The organism is Mangrovicella endophytica, assembly GCF_002893625.1.
In the GTDB taxonomy this organism is placed as follows: Bacteria; Pseudomonadota; Alphaproteobacteria; order Rhizobiales; family Rhizobiaceae; genus Mangrovicella; species Mangrovicella endophytica.
Genome location: NZ_PKMZ01000016.1, coordinates 1 through 18,153 on the forward strand (window position 1 = coordinate 1; position 18,153 = coordinate 18,153).

16 protein-coding genes and 1 pseudogene are annotated in these 18,153 nt (G+C 67.5%); 6 read left to right on the forward strand and 11 right to left on the reverse strand.

Going from position 1 to position 18,153, the window contains the following annotated elements; all coding sequences use genetic code 11:
- Window positions 1-112, reverse strand: a pseudogene (gene purU / locus C0R46_RS21225) (formyltetrahydrofolate deformylase); the annotation flags it as partial.
- A gap of 248 nt (window positions 113-360) precedes the next feature.
- Complete coding sequence (locus tag C0R46_RS19750; protein ID WP_102961396.1) at window positions 361-1,122, reverse strand: LuxR family transcriptional regulator; 762 nt, start codon at window positions 1,120-1,122, stop codon at window positions 361-363.
- A gap of 163 nt (window positions 1,123-1,285) precedes the next feature.
- On the opposite strand from C0R46_RS19750, the gene C0R46_RS19755 reads away from it, so the two are divergent.
- The 6 genes from C0R46_RS19755 to C0R46_RS19780 are packed head-to-tail and all read left to right on the forward strand — an operon-like array spanning window position 1,286 to window position 7,552.
- Entirely contained in the window at window positions 1,286-2,179 is an 894-nt protein-coding gene (locus C0R46_RS19755; RefSeq protein ID WP_102961397.1) for a proline iminopeptidase-family hydrolase, read from the forward strand.
- 31 nt (window positions 2,180-2,210) lie between these two features.
- On the forward strand, window positions 2,211-3,149 hold the full coding sequence (locus C0R46_RS19760; RefSeq protein ID WP_102961398.1) for an ABC transporter permease: 939 nt from the start codon (window positions 2,211-2,213) through the stop codon (window positions 3,147-3,149).
- Window positions 3,150-3,178: 29 nt separating this feature from the next.
- Window positions 3,179-4,018, forward strand: a complete 840-nt coding sequence (locus C0R46_RS19765) for an ABC transporter permease (RefSeq protein ID WP_102961422.1) — start codon at window positions 3,179-3,181, stop codon at window positions 4,016-4,018.
- Window positions 4,015-5,013, forward strand: a complete 999-nt coding sequence (locus C0R46_RS19770) for an ABC transporter ATP-binding protein (RefSeq protein WP_102961399.1) — start codon at window positions 4,015-4,017, stop codon at window positions 5,011-5,013. Before C0R46_RS19765 ends, C0R46_RS19770 begins: the two co-directional genes overlap by 4 nt.
- Window positions 5,010-6,044 carry an ABC transporter ATP-binding protein gene (locus C0R46_RS19775; protein WP_102961423.1) on the forward strand — a complete coding sequence of 345 codons (1,035 nt, stop codon included), beginning with the start codon at window positions 5,010-5,012 and terminating at the stop codon, window positions 6,042-6,044. Before C0R46_RS19770 ends, C0R46_RS19775 begins: the two co-directional genes overlap by 4 nt.
- Window positions 6,041-7,552: an ABC transporter substrate-binding protein gene (locus C0R46_RS19780; protein ID WP_102961400.1), complete on the forward strand. Its 1,512-nt coding sequence runs from the start codon at window positions 6,041-6,043 to the stop codon at window positions 7,550-7,552. Before C0R46_RS19775 ends, C0R46_RS19780 begins: the two co-directional genes overlap by 4 nt.
- A gap of 105 nt (window positions 7,553-7,657) precedes the next feature.
- Here the strand turns inward: C0R46_RS19780 and C0R46_RS19785 are convergent, their stop codons facing one another.
- From C0R46_RS19785 to C0R46_RS19825, 9 genes are all read right to left on the reverse strand, one after another.
- Entirely contained in the window at window positions 7,658-9,001 is a 1,344-nt protein-coding gene (locus tag C0R46_RS19785; RefSeq protein ID WP_102961401.1) for an FAD-binding oxidoreductase, read from the reverse strand.
- A 182-nt stretch (window positions 9,002-9,183) separates the two neighbouring features.
- On the reverse strand, window positions 9,184-10,245 hold the full coding sequence (locus tag C0R46_RS19790; RefSeq protein ID WP_102961402.1) for an aldo/keto reductase: 1,062 nt from the start codon (window positions 10,243-10,245) through the stop codon (window positions 9,184-9,186).
- 18 nt (window positions 10,246-10,263) lie between these two features.
- A complete protein-coding gene (locus C0R46_RS19795; RefSeq protein WP_245413692.1) occupies window positions 10,264-10,878 on the reverse strand; it encodes a dihydroxyacetone kinase subunit L in 615 nt (204 codons plus the stop codon).
- 12 nt (window positions 10,879-10,890) lie between these two features.
- Window positions 10,891-11,889 (reverse strand): dihydroxyacetone kinase subunit DhaK, encoded by a 999-nt coding sequence (locus C0R46_RS19800; RefSeq protein WP_102961403.1) that lies wholly within the window; start codon window positions 11,887-11,889, stop codon window positions 10,891-10,893.
- 44 nt (window positions 11,890-11,933) lie between these two features.
- Complete coding sequence (locus tag C0R46_RS19805; protein ID WP_102961404.1) at window positions 11,934-12,947, reverse strand: ABC transporter permease; 1,014 nt, start codon at window positions 12,945-12,947, stop codon at window positions 11,934-11,936.
- The gene (locus tag C0R46_RS19810; protein ID WP_102961405.1) at window positions 12,947-14,434 is read right to left on the reverse strand and encodes a sugar ABC transporter ATP-binding protein; all 1,488 of its coding nucleotides are present in this window, start codon (window positions 14,432-14,434) and stop codon (window positions 12,947-12,949) included. The genes C0R46_RS19805 and C0R46_RS19810 overlap by 1 nt, the downstream gene beginning before the upstream one ends.
- Before the next feature lie 69 nt (window positions 14,435-14,503).
- Window positions 14,504-15,499, reverse strand: coding sequence for an autoinducer 2 ABC transporter substrate-binding protein (locus C0R46_RS19815; RefSeq protein WP_102961406.1), 996 nt, complete (start codon window positions 15,497-15,499; stop codon window positions 14,504-14,506).
- Window positions 15,500-15,545: 46 nt separating this feature from the next.
- Window positions 15,546-17,042 (reverse strand): FGGY-family carbohydrate kinase, encoded by a 1,497-nt coding sequence (locus C0R46_RS19820; RefSeq protein ID WP_102961407.1) that lies wholly within the window; start codon window positions 17,040-17,042, stop codon window positions 15,546-15,548.
- A complete protein-coding gene (locus tag C0R46_RS19825; RefSeq protein WP_102961425.1) occupies window positions 17,039-18,151 on the reverse strand; it encodes a M42 family metallopeptidase in 1,113 nt (370 codons plus the stop codon). Before C0R46_RS19825 ends, C0R46_RS19820 begins: the two co-directional genes overlap by 4 nt.
- Between the last annotated feature and the right edge of the window lie 2 nt (window positions 18,152-18,153).

Consider the following 18,153-nt stretch of genomic DNA (forward strand, 5'->3'; position numbering starts at 1 on the left):
CGAACTGGGCGCTGTCGGTGATGTTGCAGCCCTTGGCCGCAAGATAGGTGGAGATCGCGGCGATGATGCCGCGGGTCGACGGGCAGGCGACCGTCAGGCAGATTCTGTTCATCATCGACATTCCCGAAACCCTATCGCTGCCAAGCCTGCGATGCGGCAGCGCTTGAGCGCCCGCATCGTCGATCAGCCTATCTCCTAGCCGACCGGCATCAGGCGCGCATAGCGACACCGGCGGGATCATAGAGCGACGGCGCAATCACCCGCGCCGCCCGGCCGCAAGCCGCGATATGCAGGCTCAAGAGGTGCAGGGTCGTGAGGGCCAAACGGCCAGATGCGGACGGCCGGGAATGAGGCAGCCTGTCAGTCGAGCAGGCGGTAATGGGCGGCGCGCGCCATCAGCTGCGCCTTGTTACGCGCATCGAGCTTGCGGGCGGCGGCGCTCAGATGCATCAGCACCGTCGGCTCGGAGCGGCCGATCTTCAGCGACACTTCCTTGGCCGAGAGGCCTTCGGCGGAGAAGCGCACGCATTCGCGCTCGCGGGGCGTCAGCCGCACGGCACGGCACTGCCGCTCGCCGGGGCCGAACAGCGGCTCGACCGATTCGTGCAGGACATGGGCCAGGATTGCGAAGTCGCCGAGGAACTCCTGCGCCTCGCGGTCGAAGTCGTGCGCAGCGTCGTGACGGATTCCGGTGACCGTCGCGCAATCGCCGCCCGGCAGGTGGATCGGCACCGTCATGCCGCAGGTGATGCGGCTGTCATGAACGTAATCGACCACCGGCGCATGAATCTCCGTCAGCGTCCGCCCCAGCACGGTGCGGTCCTCGCTTCGGTAGCTCCACACGAAGGGTTTGGCAGAGCGCAGCGCCAGATGCTGCACCGGATCGATTTGGTAGAAGCCGCTGTCCGACCACAGCGCCACCATGTCGGCAGGCACGCCGCGCATGCCGAAGAAGGAGGGCGTGATCAGTTCGCCGCGATGCGAATAGGTCACCGGCGTATAGTCGTAGATGAGGGCCGTCAGGCCGAGAGGATCCATCTCGGCCTTCGCGCGATCGAGCATCGCGTCGATCGTGCCGGCTTCGCTCAGACGCTCTTCGTAATCAGCAATATGCCGTGCCATCAACGACTTTGCCATCGGCTGCCAAAGGATGAAGCATGTTCACATTCTAGGCGGCATGAGGCAAGTTCTTCCGCGGGCGGACCTATGGATTCTGATAGCTTACGGCTCGGTCTCTCCGCGGCGTAGTGTCGTAGCCAGTTCCTTGGCACAACGGATGACGTGCATGTGGCGTGAGATCGAACCCGACGAGGTCAGGACCGTCGACACTCCCGACGGCAAGGTCGTGACCTATTCCTTTGGCTCGGGCGACGACGTCGTTCTGCTGCTGAATGGCGGCCCGGGCCTGCCCTGCGACTATCTCCGGGACTCGCATTCCTGCCTCATCGACCAGGGCTACCGCGTCGTTGCCTTCGACCAGCTCGGCACCGGCAGGTCCGACCGGCCGACCGATCCGGCCCTCTGGACGATCACGCGCTATGTCGAAGAGGTCGAGGCGGTGCGCCAGGCGCTCGGCCTCGGCAAGGTGCATCTGATTGGTCAGTCCTGGGGCGGCTGGCTGTCGGTGGAATATGCGCTGACATATCCCGATGCTCTCAAGACGCTCGTCCTGGAGAACACCGCCGCCGACATTCCCCACCTCGTCGGCGAGCTGAATCGCCTGCGCGAGGCGCTGGGCTCCGAGACCGTCGCGATGATGCTGCGCCATGAGGCGGAGGGCACGCTGGACCATCCCGAGTATCAGGGTGCCATCACCGTCCTGAACTACCGCCATGTCTGCCGCCTTGCCGACTGGCCGGCGCCGGTGCGCCGCTCGCTTGAGGACTGGAACATGGGTCCGTACGGGACCATCCAGGGGCCAAACGAGTTCACCTATACCGGCAATCTGAAGGACTGGAACCGCATCCCCGACATGCACCGGATCACCGTGCCGGTGCTGATCACGGTCGGCCTGCATGACGAGCTGACCCCGGCCTGCGCCATGCGCATGCACCAGGCCCTCCCCGACGCCGAGATCAAGGTCTTTCCGAACTCCAGCCACATGCCCTTCTTCGAGGAGCCGCACGCCTTCTTTCCCGTTTTGATCGATTTCCTCGAACGGCGCGGCGGCCGGGCGTGAGGAGCCGAGCGACGAGAGCGCCTTAAGAGAGATGCACCGCTACCGCTTCGTCCTCCAGCGACCGCTGCAGCTGATCCCGGTGCTGTTCGGGATCAGCCTGATCACCTTCGTGCTGGTGCGTTCGATCCCGGGCGATCCTGCGCGGCTCATCCTCGGCACGCGAGCGACGCCGCAGGCGCTCGCCGCTGTCCGGGCGCAGTTCGGTCTCGATGAGCCGTTGTGGACGCAGTACCTCTACTTCCTCCGCAATCTCTTCCAAGGCGAGATGGGCCGCTCGATCCTCTACAAGGTCGACGTCCTCGGTCTCGTCGCCGCCCGCATCGAGCCGACGCTGGTGCTCGTCTTCGGCGCCGTCCTCCTGTCGCTCCTGATCGCCGTGCCACTCGCAGCACTCTCGGCGCGCCGGCAAGGAACGCTGGTCGATTCCAGCGTGCGCTTCTTCTCCACCGCCGGGCTCGGCCTGCCGAACTTCTGGCTGGCGATCATGCTGATCATCCTCTTCAGCGTCGCGCTCGGCTGGTTTCCGGTGTCCGGCTACGGCCGCACGCTCACCGACAAGCTGCACCACATGGTGCTGCCGTGGCTCACCGTGGCGCTGTCGCTCTCGGCCGTCCTGACGCGGAGTCTGCGCGCCAGCCTGATCGCTGAGATGCGCTCCGACGTCGCGCTGGCGGCGCGGGCGCGCGGCATTCCGGAAGGCGCGATCTTCCGCCGCCATGTCCTGCCGAACTCGATCCTGCCGACGCTGAACCTCCTGGCCGTCAACATCGGCTGGCTGATCGGCGGCACCGTCGTCGTCGAGCAGGTCTTCGCCATTCCGGGCATGGGCCAGCTGCTGGTGCGGGCGATCTTCTCGCGCGACTACATGGTGGTTCAGGGCGTCGCCATGGTGTTCGCGATCGCCACCGTGCTGGTGAACTTCCTCGCCGACATCCTGACCGTGACGGTCGATCCGCGGGTCAAACTGTGAGCGTCGCCGTCCCCTCGCCGGCGGCTGCCATCGCGGCGCCGAGAGGCAAGCGATCACGGCGCATTGCCGGCCTGCCGGCGCCGCTCGTGGCGGGACTGGGGCTTCTGGCTCTCTTCCTGCTGCTGGCGCTCAGCGCGGACCTCATCGCACCCTATGATCCGATCTTCCAGGATGCGGCGGCGCGCCTTGCTCCGCCCTCGTTCGCCCATCCCTTCGGCACCGACAATTTCGGCCGCGACATCCTTTCGCGCGCCATCTTCGCCGTCCGGATCGACCTGCAGCTCGCCATCCTCGGCGTCGTCTTCCCCTTCGCGATCGGGACCGTCGTCGGCACGATTGCCGGCTATTTTGGCGGCCTCGTCGATACCGTCTTCATGCGCATCGTCGACGTCGTGCTGGCCTTTCCTTTCCTTGTCCTGATGCTGGCGATCATCACCATCCTCGGACCGGGGCTGCAGAGCTTCTTCATCGCCATGGCGCTGGTCGGCTGGGTCTCCTACGCCCGGCTCGTGCGGGCGCAGATCCTCGTCCTGAAAACCAGCGACTTCGCGGTGGCCGCGCGCTCGCTCGGCTTTTCGCATCCGCGCATCATGTTCCGTCACCTCCTGCCGAACGCGCTGACGGCCTCGATCGTCTTCGCCATGTCCGACTGCGTGCTGGTGCTTCTGTCCGGTGCAGCCATTTCGTATCTGGGGCTCGGCGTGCAGCCGCCTGCCGCCGAATGGGGCATCATGGTCGCGGAGGGCCAGGGCTTCATCGCCAGGGCCTGGTGGATCTCGGCCTTTCCAGGCCTTGCGATCGTCGCCCTCGCCTTCGCCTTCAGCCTCGTCGCCGACGGGCTCGGCGAGCTGCTGGGCCAGCGGACATGACGGCCCTGCCGCTGCTGGACGTCCAGGGTCTGAGCGTGTCGCTCCATGACGGCCGCGAAACGCGGCACATTGTCGACGACCTCTCCTTGCAGGTCGGCGAGGGCGAAATCCTTGGTCTCGTCGGCGAGAGCGGCTCGGGCAAGACGGTTGCCTGCCGCGCGCTGATGCGGCTCCTGCCGGAGGCGCTTTCCATCTCGGCGCGTCGCATCACACTTGCCGGCGACGAGCTGGCGAGCCTCGGCGTAGCGGATTTCGCCAGGGTGCGTGGCCGCGGCATCGGCATGATCTTCCAGAATCCGGCAAGCCATCTCGACCCGGTGATGCGCATCGGGGCGCAGATCGCCGAGACGATCCGCTTCGCCAGGGGCGCCAGCCGGCGCGAGGCCAAGGCGGAGGCGATCGAGCTCCTGCGCCAGGTCGGCATCCCCGATCCGGCCCGACGTGCCGAGGCCTTCACGCACGAATTCTCCGGCGGCATGCGCCAGCGCGCCATGATCGCCGTCGCGCTCGCCTCGAACCCGAAGCTGCTGATCGCCGACGAGCCGACAACGGCGCTCGACGTCACCGTGCAGGCGCAGATCCTGCGTCTCCTCACCGAGCTGCGCGATCGCCGCGGCCTGTCCATCATCTTCGTCACGCACGATCTCGGCGTCGTCTCGCAGCTCTGCGACCGTATCGCCGTCCTCTATGCCGGCCGCATGTGCGAGATCGGCCCCAAGCGGGCGATCCTCGGCCGCCCGCGCCATCCTTACGCGGCGGGGCTCATCGCCTGTCAGCCGGCGGCCGGCGCGACACTGACGCGACTCAGGACGATCGAAGGCCAGCCGCCCTCTCTCCACGCCATGCCTTCGGGCTGCCGCTTCAACCCGCGCTGCCCGAACGCGCAAGGAGACTGCCGCTCGGTGCAGCCGCCGCTCGACCCCGTCGAGCCTGGCCATCTCGCCGCCTGCTTCCATCAGGTCGGCACGACCCCGCGCCTTGGATGCGCGGCATGAGCGAGGCCCCGCTCCTCGAAGTTGACGATGTCACCGTGCGCTTTCCGGCGCCGGGCGGCGGCCTCCTCGGTCTGTCCCGCCGCGAGGTGAAGGCGGTGAACGGCGTCTCGCTGACCGTGCGGCGTGGCGAGACGATCGGCATTGTCGGCGAGAGCGGCTCGGGCAAGTCGACGCTCGGACGTGCCATCCTCGGCCTTGACCCGGTTACGTCCGGCCACGTGACCTTCGACGGCGCGCGCGTCTCCGACGGCCGACGCGACGTCCTCGCCGGTCTCAGACGTCGCACCGCCATGGTGTTCCAGGATCCCGCCAACTCGCTCAATCCGCGCCTCACCGTCGCCGAGACGCTGACAGAGGTGCTGCGCGTCCACGCCAAGGTCGCCCGCGGCGCCGAGGCGGCACGTGTCGCCGAGCTCATGCGCCTCGTCGGCCTCGATCCGGCGCTCGGCAGCCGCCGTCCGCGCGATCTCTCGGGTGGTCAGTGCCAACGTGTCGGCATTGCTCGCGCACTGGCGGTGGAGCCCGATCTCGTCATCGCCGACGAGTGCATCGCCGCTCTCGACGTCTCGATCCAAGGCCAGATCATCAATCTCTTCCTCGACATGAAGGAGAGGATCGGCCTGACGCTGATCTTCATCGCGCATGATCTGGCGGTGGTGCGCCGGCTCTGCGACCGCGTCGCCGTGATGTATCTCGGCCGCATCGTCGAGGAAGGTCCGACGGAGGCCGTCTTCGCCGCGCGGCGCCACCCCTATACGGCGGCGCTGATCGCCGCGATCCCGGAGATCGATCCGGACCTCCGCCTGCCGGATGCGCCGATGGGCGGTGAGCCGCCGAGCCCGTTGTCGCTGCCGCCCGGCTGCGCCTTCCATCCGCGCTGCGCCTATGCCCAAGAAACCTGCCGCACCGGCGAGCCGCCAACGCTGCGGCGGCAGGACGATCATGGCTGGGCCTGCATCCTGCCGCCCGGCACGCTTTCTTCCCCGGCCGCATCGACCCTCGGCCGCCAACCCCAGGAGCTGTCCGCATGACCCGTACACGCGCCCGCCTGCTTGCAGCCACGCTGCTGTCGGCTCTCACTCTCGGCACCTCGATCGCGGAAGCGGCCGGCGTCCTCACGATCGGACGGCGCGAGGATTCGACCACCTTCGATCCGATCGCCACGGCCCAGAACGTCGACAACTGGGTCTATTCCAACGTCTTCGACGTGCTGGTGCGCGTCGACAAGACCGGCACCAAGCTCGAGCCCGGAATTGCCGAGAGCTGGACCATTTCCGAAGACCGGCTGACCTATACGTTCAAGTTGCGCGACACCACGTTCTCCGACGGCTCGCCGCTGACGGCCGAGGATGCGGCCTTCTCGCTGCTGCGCATCCGCGACAACCCGGCCTCGCTCTGGGCCTCGTCCTACTCCATCGTCGACACGGCGGTCGCGAGCGATCCGCGGACGCTCGTCGTCAAGCTGAAGGAGCCCTCCACGCCGTTCCTCGCCTCGCTGGCGCTGCCGAACGTCTCGGTTCTGCCGAAGAAGATCGTCGAGGAGAAGGGCGAGGAGTTCGCCTCCGCCCCGATCGGCTCTGGCGCCTTCAGCGTCAAGGAATGGATCCGCGGCGACCGGGTGATCCTGGAGAAGAACCCGAACTACTGGGAAGCCGACAAGGTGAGCCTCGACGGCGTCGAGTGGATCTCGGTGCCCGACGACAACACCCGCATGCTGAACGTTCAGGCGGGCGAGCTGGACGCTGCGATCTTCGTGCCCTTCTCGCGCGTCGAGCAGCTGAAGCAGGATAAGAACCTGAAGGTCTCGCTCGACACCTCGACCCGCGAAGATGCGCTGCTCATCAACCACGAGCACGGCAAGCTCGCCGACAAGGCGGTGCGCGAGGCGCTCGACATGGCGATCGACAAGCAGGCGATCGTCGATGCCGTGACCTTCGGCATCGGCACGGTCGCCAACTCCTATGTGCCGAAGGGCGCGCTCTACTACTACGCCGACAACCTCCAGCGTCCGTACGACCCGGAAAAGGCCAAGGCGATGCTGGCGGAGGCCGGCGCCAGCGACCTGACGCTCGACTACAACGTCAAGGCCGGCGACGAGGTGGACGAGCAGATCGCCGTCTTGGTGCAGCAGCAACTCGCCAAGGCCGGCATCACGGCCAATATCAACAAGGTCGATCCGGCGTCGCAGTGGGACATGTTCGTTGCCGGCGACTACGACATCTCCGTCGGTTACTGGACCAACGACGTGCTCGACCCCGACCAGAAGACGACCTTCGTCCTCGGCCACGACACCAACATGAACTACATGACCCGCTACAAGAGCGACAAGGTGAAGGCGCTCGTCGCCGAGGCGCGCGTCGAGGCCGATCCGGCCAAGCGGGAGGCGATGTATGTGGAGCTGCAGAAGACCGCCAAGGCGGACGTCAACTGGATCGACCTCTACTACAGCCCCTACATCAACGTGACGCGCGCCAACATCGAAGGCTTCTACCAGAACCCGCTCGGCCGCTTCTGGCTGGAGGACGTCAAGAAGAACTGAGGTCTCAAGCTCTGGAGACCATCAGCGCTGCGCCGTCCGTCCGGGCGGCGCAGTCGTTTGGGCCGGAAGCTGCTGTCTCCAATAAGGCCTTCCACCCTGCGCGCGTCAGCCAGCGGCGACAGTACCCTCCATCCGTCGCCAGAAGCTGGACGAGATTCCGGGGTCGCGATGGGCGCGGAAGCGCTCCAGCAGCGGATAGCCTGCCTCGAACGTGTCCGGCGGCAGACGTCCGTCCTTGGCCGGATAAAGGCGTCCCTTCGCCTCTCGGACGATAGCGTCGAGGCGCGCGAGAAGCGCCAGTGTCGAGGCGCCGCGGTTCGGAAAATCCAGCGCGAGCGTCGTCCCGTCCATCGGGAAGGACAGCATGCCAGGCGAGGCTGAGGCGCCGAAGGTCTTCAGGACCACGAGGAAGGAGCCCTGCCCGGCTTTGGCGATCTCGCGCAGCATTGCGACCGTCGCATCCGCAGAGACTTCGGGCGGCACGACGCTCTGGTACTGGTACATGCCGCGCCGGCCGTAGAGCCGGTTCCAGTTGCGTACGCCATCCAGCGGATAGAAGTAGGAGTCGTAGCCGACCCTCTTCACCCCCGCCTTGCGCCGGCCGAGCTCGTAATAAGCCGTGTTCATGGCTGTGATCGACCAGCGGTTGAGCAGAAAGCCGGGCGCCTCCAGCGGTACGTTCGGGCCCTTTCGCGTCGACACGTCCATCGGCCCGTCCGCCGCATGGTTGGCGCGCGTGAACAGGCCGCGTCCAAGCGAGGCGCCGCTGGCGAGGCAGTCGATCCAGGCGACGGTGTATTCATGGCTTTTGCCGCTCTCCTCCGCCAGGGCGAAGAAATCCGACAGGTTGCCCATGGGCAACGTCTCTGCGTCGAGGCGCGAACTCGCGACGCGGCGCAGGCGGAGCTTAACCTCGGTAATGATGCCGGTCAGACCGAGCCCGCCGACAGTCGCGGCGAAGAGTTCGTCACCCGGCACGAGCCGATGCGCCGATCCATCGGAGCGCAGGAGACCGATCTCCTCGATCCAGCAACCGATCGTGCCGGCGCTGTGATGGTTCTTGCCATGCACGTCGTTGGCAATGGCACCGGCGAGGGTGACGAACTTGGTGCCCGGCGTCACCGGCAGGAAGAAGCCCTGCGGCAGTGCGAAGGCAATGATCCCCTCAAGCGTCATACCGGCTTCGGCGTGGAGCAGCCCCGTCGCTGCGTCGAAGGACAGGATGCCGGCAAGACCCGTCCCGTCGATCAGGCCGCCTTCGTCGTTGAGGTTGCTGTCGCCATAAGAGCGGCCGAGGCCCCGCGCCAGAACGCCGTTGCCAAAGCGCTGGACACCTTCGCGCACCGCCGCGGCCAGCTCCTCCTGAAAGAGCGGCTTTGCCACGAACTGGCGGGGCCGCAGAACGCGGCCCCAGGACAGAGCGGTGCGGGTGGAGGCAAATCCGGCCATGGCATCGAGCCCGATGAAGCGCCGCTGCAGCCGAGAACCGGCCTCAGGACCACAAGCGGGCGGATCGCTGCCGCGGCTGGCCGAAGCGCAAGACGCAATTGTCTTAGCGGTTCGGGATTACCGCGAGCCTAAGAACGCGCAGTCAATGCGCTTCGGGATGGCCCGTGCGTCGGCGCACCCCCTCACACCTGCCCGACGTCGCGGTAGCTGTCGTGCAGCGCCCAGTCGCCGGGGCTGAAGCGCTCGGCGGCAAAGTTGTGCTGGTGCCAGTAGGGATAGAGGTAGGGGAGCCGGCTCACCGCGTTCAGCCGCTCCAGTTCCTCGGCCGTCAGCTTCAGCTCGGTGGCCGCGCAGTTCTCGCGGAACTGCGCTTCCGTCAAGCCGCCGACGACCAGCGTCGAGACCGCCGGGCGCGTCAGCGTCCAGGCGATCGACACCTGTGCCGGCGTCGCGCCACGCTCGCCGGCGATCGCGACCAGCGTATCGACGATGCGCCAGAGCTTCTCCGCATCGCGGATCGGCGGCTCGCTCCAGCCCCGCGCCTGCCGCGAATCCTGCGGGGAGCGGTCGCGCCGGAAGTCACCGCCGAGCAATCCGGCGGCGAGCGGCGACCACACCATCACGCCAAGCCCCTGGTCGACCGAGATCGGCAGGAGCTCGTATTCGGCCTCGCGCGCCTCCAGCGTGTAGTGGATCTGCTGGGTGACGAAGCGCGGCAGACGTTCACGTTCCGAGAGGCCGAGCGCCTTCATCACGTGCCAGCCGGAGTAGTTGGAGCAGCCGGCATAGCGGATCTTGCCCTGGTCGCGCAGCGTCTGCAGCGCCTCCAGCATCTCCTCCAGCGGGGTCGTGCCGTCCCACTCATGCATGAGGTAGATGTCGATGTGATCGGTGCGCAGCCGCTTCAGGCTGCGCTCGCATTCGCGGATGAGGTGGAAGCGGGACAGGCCCTCGTCGTTCGGACCGTCGGCGATGCGCATGCGCGCCTTGGAGGAGATGAGGACGCTGTCGCGCCGGCCCTCCAGCACCTCGCCGAGGATCTCCTCCGAACGCCCGTAGGAATACATGTTGGCGGTGTCGAAGAGGTTCACGCCGCTGTCGATGCAGGCATCGACGAGGCGGCGCGCCTCCGGCACGTCCTGGCTGGCGACCTTGGCGAAGGGACCGACCCCGCCGAAGGAGAAGGTCCCCATCGAGATCGCCGAAACCTTCAGGCCGGAGCGGCCGAGCGTCCTGTATTCCATGTCGGTTTTCCTCTCGGATCAGGCCGGACGTGAGGCGAGCGCCTCGACGATGCGCAGAAAGGCCAGCTGGCCGGGATCGTCGAGGCTGGCGCTCTTCTCGGCGAACATACGGGCGCGGCCGAGCTTGCAGGGGCGGCCCTTGAATTCGGCCAGGGTTTCGCGCGCGGCATCGAGGGCGCTCGCCATCATCGCCTCCGGCTGTTTGCCCTGCAGCGCCCCGGCGACGGCATCGAGGCTGTCGAGAACCGTCTTGTCGCCGAGATTGCCCTTGCCCCGCGCCATCATGGCATCTCGCGCGGCGCCGACGAGGTCGGGGAGCGTGTCCGTCGCGATGCCGAGCTGGCCCTTGGCGGCCTTGGCCGCCGCCATGAAGCCGGTTGCGACCAGCGTGCCGTAGGATGACGACGAGACGCGCTGGAACGCCTTGGCGCATTCGAGCAGCGCCATACCGATATCCTCCGGCAGCGGCGTATGGGCCGCCTCCGCGAAGCCCTTGGAGACGGTGATGCCCAGATCGCCGTCGCCGAGCTGGCCGTCGGCGGCATTCAGCTCCGCCGCAACGGCCCCGGTACCCTCAGCCACGCGCAGGAGCGCGGCCGCAAGATCGTCCCTGCCGATCATATCGCCTGCCATGACCCGCTCTCCTCAGACCACGCGCCAGTAGGCGCAGGCGGCCGGCGCCTTCAGATGCGTCTCGAGCTCACCGTCCAGCGCGATTGTGGTGATCGTCGCACCGGTCATCTCCATGGAGGTGGCATAGCGCCCGACCAGCGGCATGACGATCTCGGCGCCCATGTCGGCGAAGCGCGCCTTCACCCGCCGGTACATGATGTAGAGCTCCTCGAGCGGCGTCGCGCCGAGCGAGTTGACCAGCACCGACAGCCGGTCACCCTTGCCGAACGGGTGGTCGGCGACGATGCGGTCGATCATCTCGTCGGTGATGGCGTCGGCGGGCTTCAGCTTGTCGCGCCAGATGCCGGGCTCGCCATGGATGCCCATGCCCATCTCCATCTCGCCCTCGCCGATCTCGAAGGTGGCCTTGCCGGCCTGCGGGACGATACAGGGGCTGAGCGCCATGCCGATGGAGCGGCAGGCATCGGCCGCCTTCTGGGCGACGCGCGTGACCTCGTCGAGGTCGGCCATCGTCTCGGCGGCAGCGCCCGCGATCTTGAAGGCATAGACCATGCCGGCGACGCCGCGGCGCTTCTCGGCCTCCTCCTTCGGGGCGGAGACGACGTCGTCGGCCAGCAGCACGGTGGTGGTGCGGATGTCGTTCTCCATCTCCACCATCTCGCCGGCCATGTCGAAGTTCATGACGTCGCCGCCATAGTTGCCGTAGAGGCGCAGGACGCCGGCACCGCCGTCGGCCTGGCGGATGGCGCTCGCCATCTGCTCGGCGGACGGGCTGGCGAAGACGTCGCCGATGGCACAGGCATCGAGAAAGCCGGGACCGACATAGCCGGTGAAGATCGGCAGATGGCCGGAGCCGCCGCCGGTGACGATGCCGACCTTGCCCTTCACGGCACCGCCGGCGCGGGCGATCACCCGGCGCTCCGGCTGGGCGTAGAACTCCGGATGGGCGGCGGTGAAGCCTTCCAGCATCTCGTCGACATAGGATGCAGGGCTGTTGAGGATCTTCTTCACGCGGGTTCTCCTCCGATGATGAATGGGGTGCCGAGGCTGGCTGGTCAGACCGCGGCGCGGGCCAGCCGCTCGCGGTGCTTGGCCAGGCGGTCGATGACGATGGGCAGGCCGGTGCCGAGGATGATCAGGATGCCGACCACCACCTTCTGCCAGTAGGACGGCACACCGGCGCTGAGCAGCGAGGTGTTGATGAGGGTGATCACCAGCGCGCCGAGCAGCGTGCCCGTCACCGTGCCATGGCCGCCGGTGATGCGGGCGCCGCCGAGAACGACGGCGGCGATGACGTTGAGTTCCGTGCCGACGAGATCGAACGGGTTCGCCATGCGCGACAGCGTCATATGCGTCATGCCCGCCAGGCCGGCGATCGTGCCGGCGATGACGTAGATCCAGACCTTCACGCGGGCGACGTCGATGCCGATGCGCCGGGCTCCCTCCTCCGAGCCGCCGATGGCGTAGATCGTGCGGCCGAAATGGGTCGCGTTCATCAGGAAGGCGACGAAGATCGTGACGCCGATGAGCACTGTGAAAGACAGCGGCAGCGAGGAAAGCTGCCCGATCGAGTTCTCCATGCGCAGGATCATCGTGCGGGCAAAGGAGACGACGTTGCGCGGGACGTTGGTGATGTAGACGGTGCCGACGAAGGTCAGCAGCGCGCCGCGGAAGAGGCTGAGCGTGCCGAGCGTCACGATCAAGGTCGGCAGGCCGAGACCGCCGATGAGGATGCCGTTGACGAGGCCGAGGCAGGCGCCGATCGCCGCGCTGATCACGAAGAGGCCGAAGACCGGCACCGGCACGTCGAGGCCGAGCACCAGCGACATCGTCGCATACATGGCGAAGGCGCCGATGGCGGTGAAGGAGACGTCGATGCCGCCCGAGGCCAGCACGATCATGACGCCCAGAGCAAAGATGCCGGTGACCAGCGAGTTGCGCAGGAGATCGACGACCGTCGCTACCGACAGGAAGCCAGGATTGATCGAGCCGATCACCAGCGCGAACAGAATGGCGGCGATCAGCACCACGCCCTGCGGCGAGGTGACGGCGTTGGACAGCTTGCGCATCAGCCCCGGCCTCCGCCCGTGATCTCTGTGTAAAGGCGATCCTCGTCGACGGCATCGGCGTCGAAGGCGCCGGTGATACGCCCCTTCACCATCACGAGGACGCGGTCGGAGAGTGCCATCGCCTCGCCGATGTCGTCGGTGACGACCATCACGGCGGTTCCGGCGCGGCTGAGCGCCAGCAGGATCTCGTGGATTTCGCGCTTGGAGCCGATATCGACGCCGACGGTCGGGCCGTTCAGGATCATCAGCCGCGGCGAGCGCTCCATCCAGCGGGCGAGAACGACGCGCTGCTGGTTACCGCCGGAGAGGGTCGCCACCGTCGGCTCGACGCCAGGCGTCTTGATGCGCAGGCGTTGCACCGCGTCTCGCGCACGTTTCTTCAGCGCCGACCTCGACAGGAAGCCGCGGCTGGAGAGTGTCGCCACAGTGATGTTGTCGGCGATCGGCTGGTCGAGGAAGAGGCCTTCCGTCAGCCGGTCCTCGGGCACATAGGCGATGCCGGCCGCCATCGCGTCGCGCGCGTCGGTGAAACGCACCGGCCGGCCTTCGATCGTGATCGTGCCCTCGTCCGGGTGCAGCATCCCGAAGAGCGACAGCGACAGTTCCGTGCGCCCGGAGCCCAGAAGGCCGACCAGCGAGACGACCTCGCCGGGGCGAAGATCGAGATCAACGCCGGCGTAATCGCCCTTGCGGGCGAGGTCGCGCACCGAGAGGAACGGCTCGGCGGCCACCGGCGCCGCACGGGCGAGGCGCTGCGTGTCGATCGCGCGCCCCGTCATCTCACAACCAAGGCGGGCTGCATCGAATGCGGAGGTCGGCCCCTCCGCCACCACCTGACCGTCGCGCAGCACGGTGATCGTGTCGCAGAAGGCGAAGACCTCCTCGGTCTTGTGGCTGACGAAGAGGAAGGCGACGCCCTCCGCCTTCAGCGCCGCGATGATCTCGGCAAGGCGCGCGACCTCGCTGCGCGTCAGCGCCGTGGTGGGCTCATCCATCACGATGACCCGTGCTTCGTTCGCAAGCGCGCGGGCGATGGCAACAAGCTGCTTGGAGGCGACGGGGAGAAGCTCGACCAGCATGTCGAGGTCCAGATCGACCCGCATGCGCGCCAGCGTCTCGCGGGCCAGGCGCCGGTCAGCCCTCGCGCGGTGCCAGCGCTCGCCGCCGGCGGTGGTCTTCAGGAAGGCGATGTTCTCGGAAACGGTGAGGTTCGGAAAGAGCGAGAAGTCCTGATAGATCACCGACAGGGCGGCGGCGATGGCCTGCCTCGCATCCGCGCCGATCGTCTGTCCGGCGATGGTGACGCTGCCGGCGTCGGCCGGCACGACGCCGGACAGGATCTTGATCAGCGTCGACTTGCCGGAGCCGTTCTCGCCTGCGAGGCAGCGGACTTCGCCCGGATGAAGCGTCAGGCCGACCTCTTCCAGCACGCGCACCGGCCCGTAGGCCTTGCGAATGCCGGTCATGGACAGAACGGGATCAGCCATCGGCATCTCCGGTACGCGTGGGGAAACAGGAGGAGCGGGCCGCCCGTCGCCGAGCGGCCCGAAAGGACATCAGAAGTCGTACTGGTCCATGTTTTTGGCGGTCACGTCCACCCAAGCCTGGCCGTAGATCACCTTCCCATCGACGCGGACCTTGTTGTAGCCCTCGACGCCGAGATCGTCGTCGGTCTTGATCGTCTGCCCGTCCAGCGCCTTGGCGGCGACGACATTCATGGCGTAGCCGGCCTTGGCCGGATCCCAGAAGGAAATCATGTCGATCTCGCCCGACTCCAGATAGGCGCCGGACACCGAGGGAAGGCTGGTGCCGACGATCGAGACCTGATCGCTGAGGCCGGCTTCCTCGACGGCGAGCGCGGCGCCGACGACGTCCTCGCCGGCCGAGCCCTGCATGCCCTTGAGCTTGGGATAGGTGCGAAGCAGCTCGCGCATCTTGGCATAGGCCTGCTGCTGCTGCTCGGCGGATTCCTGCTTGCCGCCGACCAGCGTCATCTTCGGGTACTTCGCCTTCTGGTAGGCGATGGCCGCATCCACCCACTCGTTGTGGGTGACGGAGGTGAGGTAGCCGACGAAGACGGCGTATTCGCCCTCGCCGCCCATCTTCTGGGCCAACGCTTCCATCAGGTGCTCGCCATACGCCTTGTTGTCGAAGGCCTCGACGTCATAGGTGACGTTCTGCAGCGTGGCGCCCTCGTGGCCGACGACGACGATCTTGTTGTCGAGCGCGCGCTTCAGCACCGGCTCCAGCGCCTGGGGGCTGTTCGGCACCACGGTGATCGCATCAACGCCGCGCGCGACCAGATCCTCGATCAGCTGCACCTGCAGCGCCGCGTCGGCGGTCGCCGCGCCGACCTGCGTGGCGTTGGCGCCGGTGGCGGCGGCGTATTCCTTGACGCCCTCCTCCATGCGGTTGAACCACGCGATGCCGGAGAGCTTGACGACGGTGACGATCTCCTTGGCGTCCTGCGCGCCGACCATCCCGACGGTACCGCCCAGAAGCGCGGAGGCCGCCAGGGCGCCCACGATCATCGACTTCATCCTGCCTGCCATGTGCCTTCTCCCAAGTTGCGGCGCCCCGCGGACGCCTCTGCCGTGATCACATCCGCGCATGCATGAGGTCGCGCGTACGTTCGTAAAGTTCGCGATAGGTGGCAAAGCCCTTGCCGTAGAGGTCCGCCAGCTCCGTCTTTGGCTCGATGCGCCCGACTTCCGGGTTCCAGCGCTCGATGTCGCTCTCGCCGACATCGCCGATCGCCAGCGCCGCCAGAAAGGCGTTGCCGAAGCTCGCACCGACCGAGTGCCTGCGCAGCACCTGCGGCTCGCCGCTGACATCCGAGACGGCCTGGAACCAGACGGGGTTCTTCATGCCGCCGCCGACGGCAAAGAGGCCGGAGGTCGGGTGGCCGCTACCGCGATAGGTCTCGACGACATGGCGCACGCCATAGGCGATGCCCTCCAGCACCGCACGATAGACGTCGCTGCGCTCATGCGTCAGATCGAGGCCGAAGATCATGCCCTTGGCATGCGGATCGTGGAGCGGCGTGCGTTCGCCTGAGAAGTAGGGCAGCACGATCAGCCCCCGCGCGCCGGGCGGCGAGGCGGCGGCCTCCGCCGCGAGTGTGCCCATCGCCGTTTCCGGTGGCAGTTCGCGGGCAAAACGGTCGCGGAACCAGTGGGTGAGCGTGCCGCTTGTCGCCAGGCCCGACATCAGCGCGTGCCGGCCGGGAAAGAGCCAGGGCGCGTACCACAGCCGCGGATCGGCGCTGCGCCCCGCCGCGACCTGGATCATGAAGATGGTCGAGCCATACATCAGCATGGTGCGGCTCGGCGCCAGCACGCCGACGCTGACGGCTTCCGACGCGGCGTCGATGGTGCCGGCGATCACCGGTGTGCCGACGGCAAGGCCCGTCGCTTCGGCCGCAGCCGCGGTGACATGCCCGGCGATCTCCGTCGTCCAGAGCAGCTCCGGCAGCCGCTCCCGCGTGGTGATGCCGTCCATCAGATCGTCGGCCCAATCCTGACGTTCGACGTCGTAGAGAGGCTGGACGCTGCCGGCGGAGTAGTGGTCGAGGACGCGCCGGCCTGTCAGCCGCTCGACCAGGAAGGTGGTGGAGTTCACGAAGCCATCGGCCGCGGCATAGATGTCCGGCCGGTGCCGCTTCAGCCAGAGGATCTTCGGGCCGACGGATTGGGAGGTCAGCGCATTGCCGGTCCGCTCGATCAGCGTCTCGGGCCCGATCGATGCGGTGAGCTCAGCGATCTCGGCATGGGCGCGGGTATCGACGCCGTAGAGGACGGCGTTCATCAGCGGGTTGCCGCCCGCATCGACGGGAAGCATGCACGGGCCGATGCCGCTCGCCCCGACAGCGCGGATCGCGCTCGCGGGCAAGCCGCATCCGGCGATCAGCTCGCGCGAGATGGAGGCGAACTCGCCCCACCAGTCCGCTTCGGGGTCGTGCTCGGCCCAGCCGGGCTCGGGCACGATCATGCGATGCCGGCGCCGCGCCTCGGCCAGAACCTCACCGTTCGAACCGACGATGACGCCCTTCGTCTCGAAGGTGCCGACGTCGATGCCGAGCGTGGCTCCGCTCATGTATGGCGGTCCCGATCGAGGTCGAAACCGGGTGCCGCGATGCGGGTGATCGCGCCGACGCAGAGCTGCGTCAGTTGTTCCAGGTCACGCAAGTCGCAGACTTCCAGCGCCGTGTGGGTGTAGCGGCTGGGGAAGCAGAGGTCGACGCAGGCGACGCCCTGACCGACGAGCTGGACATAGGAGTTGTCGGTGAGCGCGCCGATATGGGCGGTGCGCTGCAGCGGGATGTCCTCCTCGGCCGCCGTACGGACGACGAGCGCCGTGATCGCGGGATGCGGGATGGTGCCGTTCAGCGTGCCGCGGCCGTGGAAGGAGTAGAGGCTCATCGCGGGCCCGGCGCCGAGACGCACCTCGCCCCGCTGCGTCATGTCCGGCGTGTCGGCGGTCAGGGCCAGATCGAGCTGGATGGCGATGTCGGGCTGGAGCTGCTGCGCCGCCACCATGGCGCCGCGCAGGTTGAATTCCTCCAGGACGGCGAAGACGAAGTGGATCGTCGGGCGGGGCGAGACGTCCTTCAGAAGGCGTGCGGCCTCCACGACGACGGCGCAGCCGGCGCGATCGTCGACCGAGGTGCCGGCGACACGGTCCTCGTTCAGATGCAGGACGCGCGGCTCGTAGACGACCGGCGTGCCGATCTCGATGCCGAGGCCGCGCACCGCCTCCGCACTGTCGGCGCCGATGTCGATGAAGAGGTCGGCATAGGGCGTGACCTTGTATTTCTCTTCCGGCGGCGTCGCATGGTGGCTCTTGTTGGCGACGATGCCGGTGACGTCCCTGCCCTCACCGACGCAGAAGCGCACGGCCTGCGCAGGCAGCGCCTTTTCCGGCACGCCGCCGAGCCGCTCGACCCGGATGAGGCCGTTCGCCTCGATCTTGCGGGTGACGAAGCCGAGCTGGTCGGTATGGGCGTAGAGCATGACGCTCGGCGCACCGGGCTCACCCTCCAGAGTCGCGATGAGGTTCCCGAGCCGGTCGGTGCGCGAGCTCAGCCCCATGCCGTCCAGGACCTTGGCGATGTGGCGCCGCACGCGGTCCTCGTGGCCGGAGAGGCCCGGGACCAGCATCAGATCGGACAGGAGGGTGCGCAGCCGCGCTTTCAGATCATCCATCG

Bases quoted from the DNA above. Each gene is read 5' to 3' on its own strand.
- C0R46_RS19750 (WP_102961396.1), bottom strand. From the start codon at position 1,122: ATGGCACGGCATATTGCTGATTACGAAGAGCGTCTGAGCGAAGCCGGC.
- C0R46_RS19825 (WP_102961425.1), bottom strand. From the start codon at position 18,151: ATGGATGATCTGAAAGCGCGGCTGCGCACCCTCCTGTCCGATCTGATG.
- C0R46_RS19815 (WP_102961406.1), bottom strand. From the start codon at position 15,499: ATGGCAGGCAGGATGAAGTCGATGATCGTGGGCGCCCTGGCGGCCTCC.
- C0R46_RS19810 (WP_102961405.1), bottom strand. From the start codon at position 14,434: ATGGCTGATCCCGTTCTGTCCATGACCGGCATTCGCAAGGCCTACGGG.
- C0R46_RS19820 (WP_102961407.1), bottom strand. From the start codon at position 17,042: ATGAGCGGAGCCACGCTCGGCATCGACGTCGGCACCTTCGAGACGAAG.
- C0R46_RS19770 (WP_102961399.1), top strand. From the start codon at position 4,015: ATGACGGCCCTGCCGCTGCTGGACGTCCAGGGTCTGAGCGTGTCGCTC.
- C0R46_RS19795 (WP_245413692.1), bottom strand. From the start codon at position 10,878: ATGGCAGGCGATATGATCGGCAGGGACGATCTTGCGGCCGCGCTCCTG.
- C0R46_RS19805 (WP_102961404.1), bottom strand. From the start codon at position 12,947: ATGCGCAAGCTGTCCAACGCCGTCACCTCGCCGCAGGGCGTGGTGCTG.
- C0R46_RS19785 (WP_102961401.1), bottom strand. From the start codon at position 9,001: ATGGCCGGATTTGCCTCCACCCGCACCGCTCTGTCCTGGGGCCGCGTT.
- C0R46_RS19760 (WP_102961398.1), top strand. From the start codon at position 2,211: ATGCACCGCTACCGCTTCGTCCTCCAGCGACCGCTGCAGCTGATCCCG.
- C0R46_RS19755 (WP_102961397.1), top strand. From the start codon at position 1,286: ATGTGGCGTGAGATCGAACCCGACGAGGTCAGGACCGTCGACACTCCC.
- C0R46_RS19790 (WP_102961402.1), bottom strand. From the start codon at position 10,245: ATGGAATACAGGACGCTCGGCCGCTCCGGCCTGAAGGTTTCGGCGATC.
- C0R46_RS19780 (WP_102961400.1), top strand. From the start codon at position 6,041: ATGACCCGTACACGCGCCCGCCTGCTTGCAGCCACGCTGCTGTCGGCT.
- C0R46_RS19775 (WP_102961423.1), top strand. From the start codon at position 5,010: ATGAGCGAGGCCCCGCTCCTCGAAGTTGACGATGTCACCGTGCGCTTT.